The 14,960-nt window shown below is 60.6% G+C and carries 15 protein-coding genes, 3 tRNA genes and 1 pseudogene; 7 read left to right on the top strand and 12 right to left on the bottom strand.

Annotated elements, in window-relative coordinates:
• Positions 1-103: 103 nt before the first annotated feature.
• Together ACROHD_RS03605 and ACROHD_RS03610 are read right to left on the bottom strand one after the other, a co-directional pair.
• Positions 104-538: a CBS domain-containing protein gene (locus ACROHD_RS03605; protein ID WP_432675967.1), complete on the bottom strand. Its 435-nt coding sequence runs from the start codon at positions 536-538 to the stop codon at positions 104-106.
• 62 nt (positions 539-600) lie between these two features.
• Positions 601-1,500: a LysR family transcriptional regulator gene (locus ACROHD_RS03610; protein ID WP_432675968.1), complete on the bottom strand. Its 900-nt coding sequence runs from the start codon at positions 1,498-1,500 to the stop codon at positions 601-603.
• Positions 1,501-1,619: 119 nt separating this feature from the next.
• On the opposite strand from ACROHD_RS03610, the gene ACROHD_RS03615 reads away from it, so the two are divergent.
• The 3 genes from ACROHD_RS03615 to ACROHD_RS03625 all read left to right on the top strand — a co-directional run bounded on the left by ACROHD_RS03615 (position 1,620) and on the right by ACROHD_RS03625 (position 4,171).
• Positions 1,620-3,119 (top strand): CoA-acylating methylmalonate-semialdehyde dehydrogenase, encoded by a 1,500-nt coding sequence (locus ACROHD_RS03615; protein ID WP_432675969.1) that lies wholly within the window; start codon positions 1,620-1,622, stop codon positions 3,117-3,119.
• 86 nt (positions 3,120-3,205) lie between these two features.
• The gene (locus ACROHD_RS03620) at positions 3,206-3,619 is read left to right on the top strand and encodes a hypothetical protein (protein ID WP_432675971.1); all 414 of its coding nucleotides are present in this window, start codon (positions 3,206-3,208) and stop codon (positions 3,617-3,619) included.
• Between the two features lie 222 nt (positions 3,620-3,841).
• A complete protein-coding gene (locus ACROHD_RS03625; RefSeq protein ID WP_432675972.1) occupies positions 3,842-4,171 on the top strand; it encodes a cupredoxin domain-containing protein in 330 nt (109 codons plus the stop codon).
• A gap of 9 nt (positions 4,172-4,180) precedes the next feature.
• On the opposite strand, the gene ACROHD_RS03630 is transcribed toward ACROHD_RS03625, so the two are convergent.
• Complete coding sequence (locus ACROHD_RS03630) at positions 4,181-4,510, bottom strand: hypothetical protein (RefSeq protein WP_432675973.1); 330 nt, start codon at positions 4,508-4,510, stop codon at positions 4,181-4,183.
• A 145-nt stretch (positions 4,511-4,655) separates the two neighbouring features.
• Between ACROHD_RS03630 and ACROHD_RS03635 the strand changes: the two genes are divergently transcribed.
• The 4 genes from ACROHD_RS03635 to mmsB all read left to right on the top strand — a co-directional run bounded on the left by ACROHD_RS03635 (position 4,656) and on the right by mmsB (position 8,941).
• Complete coding sequence (locus ACROHD_RS03635) at positions 4,656-5,789, top strand: carboxylate-amine ligase (protein WP_432675974.1); 1,134 nt, start codon at positions 4,656-4,658, stop codon at positions 5,787-5,789.
• Positions 5,790-5,873: 84 nt separating this feature from the next.
• Entirely contained in the window at positions 5,874-7,019 is a 1,146-nt protein-coding gene (locus tag ACROHD_RS03640) for an acyl-CoA dehydrogenase family protein (protein WP_432675975.1), read from the top strand.
• Entirely contained in the window at positions 7,019-8,053 is a 1,035-nt protein-coding gene (locus ACROHD_RS03645) for an enoyl-CoA hydratase/isomerase family protein (RefSeq protein ID WP_432675976.1), read from the top strand. The genes ACROHD_RS03640 and ACROHD_RS03645 overlap by 1 nt, the downstream gene beginning before the upstream one ends.
• Before the next feature lie 12 nt (positions 8,054-8,065).
• Positions 8,066-8,941, top strand: coding sequence for a 3-hydroxyisobutyrate dehydrogenase (gene mmsB, locus ACROHD_RS03650; RefSeq protein WP_432675977.1), 876 nt, complete (start codon positions 8,066-8,068; stop codon positions 8,939-8,941).
• A 192-nt stretch (positions 8,942-9,133) separates the two neighbouring features.
• On the opposite strand, the gene ACROHD_RS03655 is transcribed toward mmsB, so the two are convergent.
• The 9 genes and pseudogenes from ACROHD_RS03655 to ACROHD_RS03695 all read right to left on the bottom strand — a co-directional run bounded on the left by ACROHD_RS03655 (position 9,134) and on the right by ACROHD_RS03695 (position 14,926).
• Positions 9,134-9,210 (bottom strand) — tRNA-Asp (locus ACROHD_RS03655).
• 133 nt (positions 9,211-9,343) lie between these two features.
• Positions 9,344-10,330, bottom strand: a complete 987-nt coding sequence (locus tag ACROHD_RS03660) for a DMT family transporter (protein WP_432675978.1) — start codon at positions 10,328-10,330, stop codon at positions 9,344-9,346.
• 99 nt (positions 10,331-10,429) lie between these two features.
• Positions 10,430-11,392 (bottom strand): annotated as a pseudogene (locus ACROHD_RS03665) (pirin family protein).
• Positions 11,393-11,582: 190 nt separating this feature from the next.
• A complete protein-coding gene (locus ACROHD_RS03670) occupies positions 11,583-12,494 on the bottom strand; it encodes a hypothetical protein (RefSeq protein ID WP_432675979.1) in 912 nt (303 codons plus the stop codon).
• Between the two features lie 292 nt (positions 12,495-12,786).
• A tRNA-Val gene (locus tag ACROHD_RS03675) sits at positions 12,787-12,862 on the bottom strand.
• 42 nt (positions 12,863-12,904) lie between these two features.
• Positions 12,905-13,495 (bottom strand): histidine phosphatase family protein, encoded by a 591-nt coding sequence (locus ACROHD_RS03680; protein WP_432675980.1) that lies wholly within the window; start codon positions 13,493-13,495, stop codon positions 12,905-12,907.
• 79 nt (positions 13,496-13,574) lie between these two features.
• Positions 13,575-13,649 (bottom strand) — tRNA-Val (locus tag ACROHD_RS03685).
• Positions 13,650-13,699: 50 nt separating this feature from the next.
• Positions 13,700-14,059: an HU family DNA-binding protein gene (locus tag ACROHD_RS03690; protein WP_432675981.1), complete on the bottom strand. Its 360-nt coding sequence runs from the start codon at positions 14,057-14,059 to the stop codon at positions 13,700-13,702.
• 87 nt (positions 14,060-14,146) lie between these two features.
• Positions 14,147-14,926, bottom strand: a complete 780-nt coding sequence (locus ACROHD_RS03695; protein WP_432675983.1) for a polysaccharide deacetylase family protein — start codon at positions 14,924-14,926, stop codon at positions 14,147-14,149.
• Positions 14,927-14,960 lie beyond the last annotated feature (34 nt).

Here is a 14,960-nt window from a genome sequence, read left to right on the forward strand (position 1 = left end):
TGGTCCCTTTCCATCCCGCAAGAATTTGGCGGCACGCAACAATATTGCGCACTGCATTGCAACCCCTTCCGGGTTATTGCCTTTGCATCTGCGGCAATTGGGGTCAGAACCCCTTGATCATGCCTTCCAGTGCTTCTTTCTCCATGGAAAGCTCTGCAAGCTGCGCCTTGACCACATCTCCGATGGAAATCAGGCCGACCATTTCATCGCCTTCCATGACGGGCATATGGCGGAAACGGCCTTGCGTCATTTTACCCAGAACATCTTCCGATGTGTCCGCTGCACTGCAGGTGATGATCTCAGAGGTCATGACCTCGTCAACGCTGTCGGTCATGCAGGACACGCCCCGCTTGCCAAGTTCGCGCACGATGTCGCGTTCAGAAAGGATACCGGCCAGCGACTTTCCGTCGGGCGAAACAACCACGGTCCCAATGCGTTTGCCGGATAGCATCTCAGCCGCGTCCCCGATGGTCGACCCCGGTTTGATCGTGACAACGCCCTGATCCGGTTTGGACTTGAGAATTTGCTGAACCAGCATCGCGGCCTCCATTTTGCGTGGCTTGTGATTGGGTTCAGCGTCCCCCCTTAAGATAGGCCGTGTCAAGCGTCGTGACGGGCCAGATCCTCCAATCGCGCAATTTCAGCCCGCATTCCCTGCGCCAGTGCCCGTGCAAATCTGTTAAGACGTTCCGATCCCCGGTCAGAAGCGTGGCGCACCAGATAAAAAGTGCGGGTCAGCGACACCTGATCGCGTAGAACCAGCCTGAGTTCGGGCGCGAAGGGCATGGCAAAGTCATGGGCAATGCCGATGCCGCGCCGGGTGCGCATCAGCATGAGCTGCACGGAAAAGGAATTGGACGCCAGATCCACGCGCGACACTCCGATGGAGGATAGATAGTCGAGCTCCTGATCGAAGATCATATCCTGAATATAGCCGATGACCGGACGCCCTTTGAGGTCATCCAAGCTGCGGATATCGGCTGAAATCTCTTTTGGCACCGCCAGATGCAAGTGATAGTCGGCCACTTTCTGCACGGTCAGGCGTCCGGTCTGGGGCGGACTGACGGTGATCGCCATGTCTGCTTCTCGCTTGGACAGATTGACGACGCGCGGCAATGCGAGGATCTGGATCTCCAGATCGGGGTTCTGTTCCCTGATCTGGGCGCAGACCTGCGGCAGAAGGAAATTGGCCGACCCGTCCGGCGCACCGATCCTGATGGTGCCCGACAACCCCTCATCGGCCCCCGTCACAGCGCCCTGACCCGCTGTCAACGCGGCCTCAGCCACCTCCAGCGGTTCCAGCATTCGTTCGCCGGCCTCGGTCAATGCATAGCCTTGCGGGGATTTCGCGAAGAGAATGGCGCCGAGCGATGCCTCCAACCGCGAAATCCGGCGCCCAACCGTGGCCGGATCCATGCGCAGCTCTTGGCCTGCCCGGCTGAGACTTTCAGCTCGTGCAACCGCCAGGAACACCCGCAGATCATCCCAGTTCTGTGTCATGACAGGGGTTTACCGTCATTTTGCAAAAATGCAAAACGATTTTGAAAACCTGCCCCTTTGTGGCGCAGGAATGCAAGACTATAATGCGCTCAAAGTTTATGGAGATGAGGAGAGGTTCCATGGAAGAACTCGGTCACTGGATCAACGGCAAGCGCGTGGCAGGCACGTCGGGGCGTTTTGCCGATGTCTACAACCCGGCCACCGGCGAGGTGCAGGCCAAGGTTGCGCTCGCGTCCAAGGAAGAACTGGACAGCGCCATTGCGGATGCCGCCGAGGCACAGAAAGCATGGGGTGCCACCAACCCGCAGCGCCGCGCGCGGGTGATGATGAAGCTTGTGGGCCTGCTGAACCGCGACATGGACAAGCTGGCCGAGGCGCTGAGCCGCGAACATGGCAAGACCTTCCCCGACGCGAAAGGTGACGTGCAGCGCGGGCTTGAAGTGATCGAATTCTGCATCGGTGCACCGCAGATGCTGAAAGGTGAATTCACCGACAGCGCCGGCCCCGGCATCGACATGTATTCCATGCGCCAGCCTTTGGGCGTTGTCGCGGGCATCACCCCGTTCAACTTCCCTGCCATGATCCCGCTGTGGAAGATGGGCCCCGCCCTGTCGTCTGGCAACGCAATGATCCTGAAGCCGTCCGAGCGTGACCCCTCCGTTCCGCTGATGCTGGCAGAGCTGTGCCAGGAAGCGGGCCTGCCCGATGGCGTGTTGCAGGTTGTGAACGGCGACAAGGAAGCGGTGGATGGCATCCTCGATTCCGAAGTCATTCAGGCCGTGGGCTTCGTCGGCTCCACCCCGATTGCACAGTACATTTACGAACGTGCAGCCGCGACCGGCAAGCGCGCGCAGTGCTTCGGCGGCGCCAAGAACCACATGATCATCATGCCTGACGCCGATCTCGATCAGGCTGCCGATGCGCTGGTGGGTGCCGGTTACGGCGCGGCGGGCGAACGCTGCATGGCCATTTCGGTGGCCGTTCCCGTTGGCGAGGAAACCGCTGACCGGCTGATCGAAAAGCTGGTGCCGCGCATCGAAAAGCTGAAGGTCGGCCCCTACACGGCGGGTGACGCTGTCGACTACGGCCCCGTCGTGACCGCCGCCGCCAAGGCCAATATCGAACGTCTGGTGCAATCCGGCGTCGATCAGGGTGCGGAGCTGGTTGTCGATGGTCGCGGCTTCAGCCTGCAAGGCTATGAGGACGGGTTCTTTGTCGGACCGCACCTCTTTGACCGTGTCACCCCCGACATGGACATCTACAAGACCGAGATCTTCGGGCCGGTCCTGTCCACCGTGCGCGCCGGGTCCTATGAAGAGGCCATCGGCCTTGCGATCAGCCACGAATATGGCAACGGCACCGCGATCTTCACCCGCGACGGCGACACCGCGCGTGACTTCGCCAACCGGATCAATATCGGTATGGTCGGCATCAACGTCCCGATCCCGGTGCCGCTGGCCTACCACACCTTCGGCGGCTGGAAAAAGTCGGGCTTTGGCGATCTGAACCAGCACGGGCCGGATGGCTTCCGCTTCTATACGCGCACCAAAACCATCACCTCGCGCTGGCCCTCGGGCATCAAGGAAGGTGGCGAGTTCAACTTTAAAGCGATGGAATGACGCTACGAGACCTCTGGTAATCTTCGTGAATGCCCGGCTATTGTCGGGCATTCTTTCTTTTTGAAGAAGGGGGTTGCGGTGTGCCAGTGAGTTTCAGGATTCTCTCGGAGCGTGGCCTCGTCTTCGTGCGCTACACCGGGTTTGCGCGTCTGGATGAAAGCTTTGAGGTCTTCGGCCAGTACGCCGCCCATCCGGATTTTAGACCGGGACAGAAACAACTGGTGGATCTGTCGGGCGTGACCGGGCTGGAAAAGGATTACGTCAAGCTTTTCGCCCTTCAGGCCCGAAAGGCGGATGTGTTTCTTGGATCCGGCGCACAGACCTTGCTGGATTACTATGCCCCCACACCTCTATCACTGGATTTAGCGGAAACGATCCTGAGATCCTGGGAGCCATCTGGCGCGGTGATCCCACTTATCCAGCAGGACGAGCAGGAGGCTCTGCAACTGCTGGGTCAACCAGAGCGCAGTTTCGAGGAACTGCTGCAAGCTGCCCGTTAACACGAAGAATAGGCCCGCCTGCGAACAGACGGGCCGAGCGGTGCTGAAATTCTTTGACGAGCGCCGCAAATGCTGCGGCTTTCACAGACTGGATATCTGTCTGTCGTTTGACACTGGTCATCGGTTCAAAACTGGCCGGGACTGTCGGCCAAAAGCAACCGATGGTTGATTTACGGCCGACATACTGCAAGCGTGGAACCATTCACCATCAGGAGATTACCCATGACCATACTGACCCGCCGCACCACCCTTGCCGGGCTGCTGGCCACTCCACTCGCCCTGATCGCAGGCCGATCGCGCGCCGCGACACATGCGGTGACCATCGAAGGCTTTGCCTTTTCGCCTGCCGACCTGACAGCCGCCGTCGGCGACACCATCACCGTCACCAATAACGACGGCGCCCCGCACACGCTGACCGCCGATGACGGCAGTTTCGACACCGGGCGCCTGAACCGTGGCGAAAGCGCCGAGATCACGCTGAGTTCTGCCGGTAGCTTTCCTTACAAATGCGCCTTCCACCCGAATATGCGGGGCACGATCACGGTCAGCTAGACCGCTGCGTTAACCGCAAGGCAACGGTTGCAGAGGTAGGGTCATGCTGTAATCCAGCAGGCCCCAGCTTTGGCTGAGCATGGCCGCCCGCGAACATCCAAGATTGACCGACCCCTGAAAATCCACCTCCAGCAGGTTGCACGTCACGCCCGGACCATCGCCGCTGGCGTCTCTTGTCGCCTGAGATACGACGAGAACGTTGTAGCCGAAACTTGCCAGAAAATCGGGATGGCTACAGGCGTGCCAGTATTGGATGTTCATAAGATCTTGCACCGATTGGGCTTGCGCCGTCACAGGAAGCACAGCCGACAAGATGGCTGAAAGCAGGACTCGTCTCATTTTTTCCCCCAGTTCATGGCTCTGAGAATGGCATGGATCTTATCATATAAGGGGCTATACGCGGCCGATTTCCCTCTGCTTGCCCTTTTTCCTTGGAATTCGCAGCGGTTGCCTGCTTTGCTGGACCGAAATAGCGGAGGACACAATGGCACCCAAAGAGCCCCCCTTCTCTCTCGGGATCGAGGAAGAATATCTGTTGGTCGATCAGACCAGCTGTGACCTGGTCGAAGCCCCCAAAGAGCTGATGGACGCCTGCGTTGCCGAACTGGAAGGCCAGGTCAGCCCGGAATTCCTACAATGCCAGATCGAAATCGGCACACGTGTCTGTGCAAACATTGCCGAGGCGCGAGAGGATCTGAAGCGTCTGCGCTCTACCGTATCCCGCGTTGCGGACGCCTACGGCCTGTCGCCAATTGCCGTGTCCTGCCACCCGTTTGCCGATTGGAAGAACCAGCACCACACCGATAAGGACCGCTATAATGCGCTGGCCCGCGATCTGGGTGGTGTGGTGAACCGGATGCTGATCTGCGGGATGCATGTGCATGTCGGTCTTGGGACCGACGATCTGCGCAATGACCTGATGGGGCAGCTATCGTATTTCCTGCCGCATCTCTTGGCGCTGTCGGCATCCTCGCCCTTCTGGCAAGGGCGCGATACCAAGCTTGCCTCCTACCGGCTGACGGTCTTCGACAATCTGCCCCGCACCGGGTTACCGCCGTCTTTCCCGTCTTTTGCCGATTACGAACGCACCGTGGATGTGCTGGTTGACCTCGGCATAATCGAGGACAGCTCCAAGATCTGGTGGGATCTGCGCCCGTCAGCGCGCTTTCCGACGCTTGAAACCCGCATCTGTGACGTGAACCCACGGCTGGAAGACACGCTGACCCTGGCCGCGATGATTCAGAGCCTGTCGCGGATGCTCTTCCGTCTGCGGGGCCTCAACCAGCGCTGGCGGCTTTATGATGCCTTCCTGATCGAGGAAAACCGCTGGCGGGCACAGCGCTATGGCACGTCGGAAGGTCTTATCGACTTCGGCAAGAGGGAGATATTGCCGATGGCCGAGCTGATCGAGGACATCATTGAATTGACCGCTGAGGACGCCGCCTATCTGGGCTGCAACGCCGAACTGGACCGCGCCCGCGACATGGTTGCGCGTGGAACCTCCTCTGACCGCCAGCGCGCAGTGCTCGCCGCATCAGAGGCCGCCGGAAAACCCCATGACGAAGCCATGCGCGACGTTGTGCGCCACCTGATCGAGGAATTTCACGCGGATTTGTGACGCAGCGGCCCGCCTTGCAAAAGTCTTGCAAGAATTGGTAATTAAACAAGCGTTCAATTCCAAGCTGCACCGGGAGGAGCCCCCATGGATTTCGCATTGTCCGAAGAACAGGTGATGATCTTCGACATGGCCAAGGCCTTTGGCGAGGAACATATCGCCCCTTTCGCCATGGAATGGGAAGCGGCGGGCACGATCCCGAAGGACCTGTGGCCCAAGATCGCGGAGCTTGGCTTTGGCGGGCTTTACGTGTCCGAGGAGTATGGCGGATCGGGGCTGAGCCGCCTGGATGCGACGCTGGTCTTCGAGGCGCTGGCCATGTCCTGCCCCGCCGTCGGCAGCTTCCTGTCGATTCACAACATGTGCGGCGGCATGATCGACAAGTTCGGCTCGGACGACACCAAGGCGCGCTGGCTGCCCGACCTGTGCACGATGGAGAAGGTGTTTTCCTACTGCCTGACCGAACCGGGGTCCGGGTCCGACGCCGCTGCGCTCCGCACCCGCGCGGAGCGGACGAATGAGGGCTATACGCTCAATGGCACCAAGGCGTTCATCTCGGGCGGCTCCTATTCCGATGCTTACGTGACGATGGTCCGCACCGGCGAGGATGGCCCAAAGGGAATTTCGACCGTGGTCGTGGAGGACGGCACCGAGGGGCTCTCTTTCGGGGCGCTGGAGAAAAAGATGGGCTGGCTCGCCCAACCCACGGCGCAGGTGCAGTTCGACGATTGCAAGGTGCCTGCCGACAATCTGATCGGCGAGGAAGGCAAGGGGTTTTCCTACGCGATGGCAGGTCTCGATGGCGGGCGGCTCAATATCGCGGCCTCGGCCCTTGGCGGCGCGCAGAAGGCGCTCGACCTGACGCTGGCCTATATGGGGGAACGCAAGGCCTTTGGGCGCACCATCGACAGCTTTCAGGCGCTGCAATTCAAGCTGGCAGAGATGGAGGTCAAACTGCAATCCGCCCGCACCTTCCTGCGCCAGGCGGCATGGAAGCTGGACAACAAGGCCCATGACGCCACCAAGTTCTGCGCCATGGCCAAGATGTATGTGACCGATGCCAGCTTCGACGTGGCCAATACCTGCCTGCAACTCCATGGCGGCTATGGCTACCTCGCCGATTACGGAATCGAGAAGATCGTCCGCGACCTGCGGGTGCACCAGATCCTCGAAGGCACCAATGAGATCATGAGACTTATCGTGTCTCGTCAGATGCTTGCGGAGCGCGGTTAATGTCGGACATCACCTGCCGCATCGAGGGCCGCGCGGGCCGGATCACGCTCAACCGCCCCAAGGCGCTGAACGCGCTGACCTGGGACATGTGCCTGGAGATCGAGAAAGCGCTGATTGCCTGGGCCGATGACCCGGTGGTCAAGCTGCTGATCATCGACGGGCTGCCCTGCGAAAAGGCCTTCTGCGCGGGCGGCGATCTGGCCGAGATGTATGCGACCGGCAGCGCGGGCGATTATAGCTATGGCCGCCGCTTCTGGCAGGACGAATACCGCATGAACGCGGCCCTGTTCAATTTCCCCAAACCCGTCATCACCTTCCTGCATGGCTTCGTCATGGGCGGCGGCGTGGGCGTCGGCTGCCATGGCTCGCATCGCATCGTCTGCGACGACACGCGGGTCGCGATGCCGGAAACCAAGGTCGGGCTGGTGCCCGATGTGGGCGGCTCGCTGATCCTTGCGCGCGCGCCGGGGCGCTTGGGCGAATATCTCGGCGTTACCTCCGCCCGGATGGGACCGGGCGACGCGATCCATGCGGGATTTGCCGATTACTACATCCCGCGCGACCACTGGGCGTCGTTGATGGAGACGCTTGTGGAAACCGGCGATTGGGAGGCCGTGGATCGCAGTGCCCTGCCCGCCCCGGACTCGAAGATCGCTGCACAACAAGCTGAAATAGTTGATCTTTTCGGCGGAGAAACGCTGCGCGATATTGTGAATCTGTTGGCCGCGACCGATAGCGACTTCGCCCGCAGTGCTCTGAAGGAGATGGAGAGTAATTCACCGATTTCAATGGCTTGCGCGGTGGAGTTAATCCATCGCAGCCGCGCCAAGGACACGATCGAAGGCGCGCTTGAGATGGAATACCGCTTTACCGCGCGCTCCATGGAAAAAGGCGATTTCCTTGAAGGCATCCGCGCCATCATCATCGACAAGGACAACGCGCCCAAGTGGCGCCATGCCGGACCGGGCGCGGTTCCCCCCGCTGACGTGGCCGCCATGTTCCAGCCGCTTAGGGCGGACGCCCTGACCCTCTGAAGGAGAGATATCATGAAGATCGGATTCATCGGCCTTGGCAATATGGGCAGTCCCATGGCGGCCAATCTGGTGGCAGCCGGCCACGAAGTAACGGGCTTCGACCTCGCCGCACCCGCGCCTGAGGGCGTGACCATGGCCGCCAGTGCCGCTGACGCCGCCAAGGGGCAAGACGTGGTCATCACCATGCTGCCCAATGGCGCGATCCTTAAGGCGGTGGCGAGCGATGTGATCCCTCCGATGACCGCAGGCGCAGTGCTGCTGGATTGTTCCACGGTCGAAGTGGACGCCGCGCGCGACGTGGCAGGCCAGTGCGAGGCGGCGGGGCTTGGCTTCCTCGATGCGCCCGTGTCTGGCGGTGTCGGCGGGGCTGCGGCGGGGACGCTCACCTTCATGGTTGGTGGCAGCGACACGGCCTTTGCCACAGCCAAGCCGCTCTTTGACATCATGGGCCAGAAGGCCGTGCATTGCGGCCCGGCGGGCAACGGACAAGCCGCCAAGATTTGCAACAACATGATCCTGGGCGTCACCATGATCGCCACCTGCGAGGCCTTCGCGCTTGCCGACAAGCTGGGGCTGGCGCGCGACAAGATGTTTGACGTTGTCAGCACCTCATCGGGCTATAGCTGGACCATGAACGCCTATTGCCCGGCGCCGGGCGTGGGGCCGCAAAGCCCCGCCGACAACGGCTACAAGCCCGGTTTCGCGGCAGAGCTGATGTTGAAAGACCTGCGCCTGTCTCAGGCCGCCGCCGAAGCAGCAGATGCCGATACGCCCATGGGTCAGGCCGCAGCTGCGCTGTACGCGCAGTTCGTTGAGGCCGAGGACGGCAAGGGCATGGATTTTTCCGCCATGCTGCCCCGGTTTGAAAAGCGCGGGCGCCAGGGCTGATCACGATCAGCTCATCAAGTGGATCCGGCAGGGCAACAATCGCACCTGTCGTTTCCCTCGTTCCATGTCCACATGCGTGATCGTCCGCTTCAGCGGAGAGCGGGCCGACGAAGGCCCCCGCGAAAGCGGGGGTTTGAGGAGGCGCGCAGCCACCGCCCGTCAGGGCAACAATTCAACGAATGTGAATGAAAGTGGCGCGGTTGACGGGGCTCGAACCCGCGACCCCCGGCGTGACAGGCCGGTACTCTAACCAACTGAGCTACAACCGCCCGCTGCATCGCCCGCGACCCTTCGGCCTCGTGGCGTGAGGCGGGTTCTATGTGCCCCGCGCCCCCCCGTCAAGCGCGGTTTTGCGCTTAAATCCCCGCCGGGCGAATTTTTTCGCAGCCACCCTGCGCAGGCCTATCCACGCCTGAGCGGGCGGCGCGGCGCGACCGGGCTTCGGCGCTGCCGCTCACGCATGAAAACATAGATGCCAGCCCCCGCGATCAACATGGTTCCCGCCAGCACCCAAAGGTCTGGCACCTCTCCGAACACAAGCCAGCCCGAGGCGATGGCCAACGGCAGCGCAGTGTATTCGAAAGAGGAGATCGTCGCGGCGTTACCCATCTTGTAGGCCGCCGACAGCAGGTATCCGATTGCGCCGGACATGCAGCCAAGCAGGATGAAGAGCGGCCAATCGCCTGGCGTTGGCCAGACCCAGGCCCGAAACAGAAAGACCAGGCTCTCCGCCTCAACCCCTTCAGCAAACCGTCCATCGCCTGCCACCAGAAAGAAACCAATGCTGACCACAAGGAACACGCCCTGGATATAGACTGCCAATGCCGAGGCCTTGGAATAGACCCCCAGCTTTCGCGTCATCACCTGCATCGCCGCATAGGCCGTGGCCGCAAGGACCGGCAGCAGGAGTGTCCAGCGTTCTGGCGCATCTTCACCGGCCATACCGGGGCGTGTCATGACCAGAACGCCCGCAAATCCCACGATGATGGCCGTGATCCTGTGAATCCCAACCTTTTCTTTCAGCACCACGACCGACAACACCGTGATGATCAGCGGCGCCACGAAAAAGGTTGCCACCGCATCGGCCAGCGGCATCACTGCCAGCGCCGCAAAGTAGAGCATGTTCGAGATCACGACGAATACCCCGCGCAGCAGGTGCAACCCCGGCGTGGCCGTGCGCAATTCCCGAAATCCGCCCTCGAATTGCAGGATCACCAGCGAAAAGACGATCCCGATGGCCGAGCGGACAAAGACCATCTGGTGCAACGGATAGTCGCCACCAAGCGCCTTGATCAGGGAATCGTTCACGGTGATGAAGACCATGCCCGCAAGAATCAACAGGATCGCGAGCGGCTGTGTCTCCTCGGTGGGACGCGGAGCGCCGGGCATGTCGTTTGCTTTCATTGGGTTGGGCGCGGACGCAGATGAACTCCGCCGCGCTCAATCAGCCCTAGCGCGAAAATCAAACGCTGAGAACCCTTTGCGGCCTCAGTCCCCTTTCGCCCAAAGCGGCCCTCGATCCGGAGCGGGGATGAATTCCGCGTCATCTCCGGGGGGCAAATGGAACGGGCCCGACTGCCAATCCGCCGCGCGCCACGCTTCCTTGGCCTCCAGGATCCGCTCCTTGCTGGAGGACACGAAATTCCACTAGATATGGCGCGGACCATTCAGGGTGGCGCCGCCCAGAAGGATCAGCCGTGCGCCTGCCGGTCCTGCAGTCAGGGCCAGCCTGTCACCGGGGCGGAACACCATCATCTCGCCGGCCTTATGGCTGTCCCCTGCCAGTTCGACAGAGCCCTCGGCGACATATACACCCCTGTCCTCTTGGTCATCTGGCAGCGGCAGCACTGCTCCGGCCTCCAAGATCGCGTCCGCATAGAACATTTCGGACGGGACCGGGACCGGGGCAGTTTCGCCATAAGCAGACCCCAAAATCAGGCGCAGTTCCTTGCCCTCGGCCTTCAGCACCGGCAATTCGTCCTTGCCCGCATGATGAAAGTCTGGCGCGCGCTCCTCCTGGTCCTCGGGCAGTGCAATCCATGTCTGGATGCCGAAGAAGGGCATGGGCAGGGTCTGGGTCTCGTCATCGGTGCGTTCGGAATGGGTGATCCCCTGCCCGGCCACCATCAGGTTCACATCGCCCGGTTCGATCCATCCATCGGTGCCAAGACTGTCGCGGTGATGCATCCGGCCCCGGTAGAGGTAGGAGATCTTCGCCAGTCCGATATGCGGGTGCGGGCGCACATCCAGGCCCTTGGTTGGCAGCATTTCGGCCGGGCCCATCTGGTCGAAGAAAATGAACGGTCCAACCATCTGCCGCTTGGGGGCTGGCAGCGCGCGACGCACTTCAAATCCACCCAGGTCGCGGGCGCGCGGGATGATCAATGTCTCGATGGCATCGACCCCATCACCCAATGGGCAATGCGGGTCGAGGGCGGGGTTCCAGCTCATGTCCTTTGTCTCCTATCGTTTTGCAGGTGAGACAAAGATAGGTCCAAAAGACGCGCATACCTATTATCGCTCCGCACACAGGCACCGCGCAGCATTGCACGAGCGTAAACCTGATAGACTGCAAAGCCGGACCTCCCGCCAACGGAACAAAGTCGCTGGCGGGAGAGCGGAACGGGGGCTGCAGCCGCTATTACATGAACTCTAAAGCGTCCTCTTCCATGCCATCTCCGTCCATGGCTGGGTCGTCATAGGATCCGTCAAGGCTGAGGGCAGCTATCAGTTCGACGCCTTCGTCAGCTGAGACCCCATCGAGGGCTCCATTGGCCACGGCTTCCTCATAGGAGGCAAGCAGATCATCGGCGGAGTTCCACCCGTCCTCGGGCGCGTCGATGCGGAACAGTTCCTGCGGGATGTCGATCGGGTTTCCGTTGTCATCGGTGCCCGGGACAAGTTCCAGGAAGATCACAGATTCCAGCTGAGTGATGTTGTAGTCCGGATCTTCTGCATAGAGGCTATCGTAGTAGGCGACGTAATTCTCGAATGTGCCGTCCTGGCCTTCCGGCAGGGCCTCTTCAAAGACGTAGACGCCATTCGCAATGCCGCCATTTGCGCCGATTTCGACGCCAAAGCCGATTTTCTCGAAGGTGGGATCTTCGGGGTCTTCTGGATCTTCGGGTTCGTCGGAGACGGATTTGATGGACCCTTCTTCGGTCGTCGTCGAAGTTGCGCGGATGCCAAGCACGTCAATCTCGTCAATGCTGCTGACATCGGTGAGTTCCACCAGGTAGCTTTCGCCGCTTTGAAGATAGGTTTCCTTCTCATCCGCATCCGGACCAAGCCCCGGATCCGATAGCGCAACTGCGCCATCCCACTGGATATGCTCACCTTCCAGCCGTGTGCCGTTCATGTTGAGCGGGCCATCAAGCGACGCGCTGTCACCTGAGAAGTCATCATCCCCGTAATAGATGGCATTCACATCCATTGAGCCTTCGAGAACTTCGACCTCCGCGAACACACTGCCGGTCACAGGATCTTCAAACACGGTCACCGTGTAAGACAGCCCCTCCAACTCGTAAGTGAAAGTTTTGGAATGGTCGGGCATAGGTATTCCTCCGGTCATAAAACCAGATACCGAGGAATATGGCTTCCACGGCTGGTTTTCGAGCCCCCACCCGAACGCCACAATTTCGCCACGAATTTTTCCAGATTTCGCCGATAATTGACAGATACCGCGGAGATATGCCGGGGAAACAAATTGTTTCTGGGCAACAAAGCTTTGATGTAATTGAGATTTCTGTTGAGAGCATACCGGACCTGAATCGAGATATACCGATCCTGAATGCGGAAAGCGCAAATCACCGACAATGCTTATACTACGATATCGGGAGGGGGAATGGTGGGTCGTGAGAGGCTCGAACTCCCGACATCTTCGGTGTAAACGAAGCGCTCTACCAACTGAGCTAACGACCCGTCGGCGGTTCTGATAGCGCGGGACCAAAGGGGGCGCAAGCCCTAAGCGGACAGGATTTGCGCCTTGCCGTCACGAATGTGATGAACCACCCCCTGCCCGCCCGGAACCGACGCCAGATCGGTGACCGGAATCCCCAGAACGATGCAGCGCAAAAGCCGCGATGTCACGCCATGGGTGACCAGAACTGTTGGGCCGGTCAGCCCCTCCAGAACCGCCTGTACCCGCGCCGACATCTGGCCAAGTGTCTCGCCACCCGGCGCACCGAATTTCCACAGATGCGGGTCGGTTGCACGGGCGATGTCTGGGTATTCGGCCCGAAGCTCCTGTACCGTTCGGCCTTGCCAGCGACCCAGGTTGATCTCGGCCAGGCGCGGATCGGATTCGATGACCAGACCCAATCCCGAAACCGCGATCTCTGCCGTTCGCATCGCGCGGGGGGCGTCGCTGGAAATGACGCGCACCGGGCCAGAAAGGTGGGCTGCCAAAAGCCGCCCCTGCGCGCGTGCCTGATCCAGCCCCACAGCGGTCAGGGGCGAATCCAGAAGGCCTTGCAAACGTTCTTCGGTGTTCCACTCGGTCTCGCCGTGGCGCAGCACCCAAAGCTCGGGGAATTCAAGTCTGGCAGTGGTCATGTAGCGCGCTTTCCGGTGCCCTCTGGTCCTATGAAAACGAAAAGGCGCCACGAGTTCGGGGCGCCTTTCGGAAGGAAAATGGTGGGTGATAAGAGATTTGAACTCCTGACATCTTCGATGTGAACGAAGCGCTCTACCACTGAGCTAATCACCCGCCGTGGGGCCGTCTTTTAGCGGCGCTTTCCCAGCTATGCAAGGGGCTGATCACGGATTTTCCGCGCCGTCTTCCTTGGTGATTTCGTCCAGTTCTTTCCCCTTTTGGACCAGCTTGATCCGCGCCGTCAGCAGATCACCAGACGGCTTGCTGTCGCGCTTTCGCGGGGTGATCTTGCCAAGTCCCGGCAGGGAAATCGTCTGCCCGTCATCAAGCGCCTGACCGATAGCCTCGCAGACCAGCCCGGCCGCTTCGCGTAGTTCCGAGCGCTTGAGCGCCGACTGCCCGGCGATGGCCTGCATCAGATCCTGCATCTTGTAGAGTTGCGGTTTGTCGGCACTGTTTTCTTCAGCAGCGGTGTTGTCATCTTCCACGCTGGAAGAGAGCGTCACGATTTCTCCAGCAGTCATAAGTCCCCCATTCGGCAGTTTGTTGCTTCTATTGGGGCAACCTAGCAACCGAAGGGTCGACGCACCAGAGCGCGTTTGGAAAGATGCTTAATCCGCGCTGCTTGACGCCAGACGGATATTGCGCGTGTCCCAACGGGGCCATCCCATCAGCTCCGACACGGTCGTGAACCGATAGCCACGGGCGATCAGCCCATCCAGGGCCGCAGGCATCGCGCGCACGGTCGGGCCGATAATGTCATGGGCCAGAATCACCGCGCCGCTGTGAGACCGGCTGACGATGCGATTGGCCACCACCGAACTGCCCGGACGACGCCAATCCTCAGGATCGACGGACCACAGGATGGTGGGCAACTGCCGCGCTTCGTAGATCAGGTTGCGCTGACGCATGGACAGCAGCCCATAAGGTGGGCGCATGGTGACGGGCAGACGGCCAACGGTTTCGTTGATCACAACCGTGGTGCGATCCAATTCCCGAAGCAGCCCGTCATTGCCGAGTGACGTCAGACGCGGGTGGTTCCAGGTGTGATTGCCGATTTCATGCCCTTCCGCGGCAATGCGGCGGGTCAGTTCCGGATACAGCGCCACACGCCGTCCAATCAGGTAGAATGTGGCCCGGATATTGCGCGCGGCCAGCATGTCCAACAACTGTGGCGTCAACGTTTGATGGGGGCCGTCATCGAAGGTCATGGCCACCACTGGCTGATCGGTGGGCACCCGCGTGATCGTCGTCGGACCGCCCTGAGTGATCCCCTCGGGAATCGAAAAATCCAGCCGGGCTTGCGCTTCGGCGCGGCCAACAAGCGCTGGCGCGGCCATGATAGCGGTCAGGCAACCGGTAAATCTGCGACGTGTCAGCTTGTTTTTCATTATGGCACCAGGCAATGCGGTTTTCGGCAATTCG

This window comes from Nioella aestuarii, assembly GCF_050896395.1.
GTDB lineage: Bacteria > Pseudomonadota > Alphaproteobacteria > Rhodobacterales > Rhodobacteraceae > Nioella > Nioella aestuarii.